This window comes from Pedobacter sp. 01T416_2, from assembly GCF_056398925.1.
The window spans coordinates 1-1,206 of the sequence record NZ_JBFTQI010001159.1; the positions used below are offsets into that span (position 1 = coordinate 1).

Here is a 1,206-nt window from a genome sequence, read left to right on the forward strand (position 1 = left end):
GAATACCCTTCATGGGGGAAAAAAAGGCTACCAATATGTTGTTTGGGATGCTTCTCAGCCAAATGCCAATACCTTAGTGCTTCATTACTTATCAAAAGATGGCGATGAAAATTTTCCAGGCAATTTAGATGTTAAAGTAACTTATACCTTAACGGATGATAATGAACTGAAAATGGACTACGAGGCTAAAACCGATAAAACTACAATTGTAAATTTAACAAACCACGCATTTTTTAATTTAAATGGTGATGGAAGTGGTGAGATTTTGAACCACGAGGTACAGATTTATGCAGATGAGTACGCGCCTGTTGATTCTACCCTGATCCCGACAGGAAAGATTGAAAAGGTTAAGGGAACACCGTTCGATTTTACCAAAGCAACTACCATTGGTGCGCGTATAAACGATAAAAACGAACAGTTAACCTTTGGGAAGGGTTATGATCATAACTACGTGCTAAATAAAACCAAAGCTATGGGCATGTTCCATGCGGCTACGGTTAAAGGAGATAAGTCGGGTATAGTGATGGATATTTATACGCAGGAGCCAGGCTTACAATTTTATAGTGGCAACTTTATGCAAAGTAAAAATACTTTTAAAACTGGTGCTAAAGATGATTTTAGAACAGCAATTGCATTAGAAACACAGCATTTTCCAGATTCACCAAATCAACCCGCTTTTCCGTCAACGGTTTTAAAACCTGGGCAGGTGTATAAAACAAGCTCGGTATATAAATTTACCAAATAGTTGTTTTGGTGATCTCCCAACAATGATGAAATTAAAGCGGCCTGTAGAAATGCAGGTCGTTTTAATTTAGAAAAGTTCTTGTAAAACTGGATCTGTATAATCTTCTATAAAAGCTATAATGTTGTTGTAAGCTGCAAATTCTTCTTTAGTATGCATGGTTGTAAGTACAACACATCTCATCCCGGCATTCTGTGCTGCTTCAACACCTTTTGGTGCATCTTCAAAAACTATGCATTGGCTGGCTGCAACGCCTAAAATTTCTGCTCCATTGGTAAAAGTTTCCGGATCAGGTTTACTATTTACCACATCTTCGGCACTTACTATGACTTCGAAATAGGAACGGATATTTAAATTATCGAGTACAAAATTAATATTGAAGGGAATAGCAGCAGAGCCAATCGCCATTTGAATGGCTGATTGTTTTGCTTTTTCTAAAAAATCGCCTAAACCTGCTATTAACG

2 protein-coding genes are annotated in these 1,206 nt (G+C 37.4%); one reads left to right on the forward strand and one right to left on the reverse strand.

The annotated features are described in order from the left end of the window. Positions 1-745 (forward strand): aldose epimerase family protein (locus tag AC1DPQ_RS28205; protein WP_477611634.1); only part of this gene is annotated, 745 nt, incomplete at its 5' end. A 66-nt stretch (positions 746-811) separates the two neighbouring features. On the opposite strand, the gene AC1DPQ_RS28210 is transcribed toward AC1DPQ_RS28205, so the two are convergent. Then, on the reverse strand, positions 812-1,206 hold a 395-nt coding region (locus AC1DPQ_RS28210), incomplete at its 5' end, for an HAD family hydrolase (protein WP_477611635.1).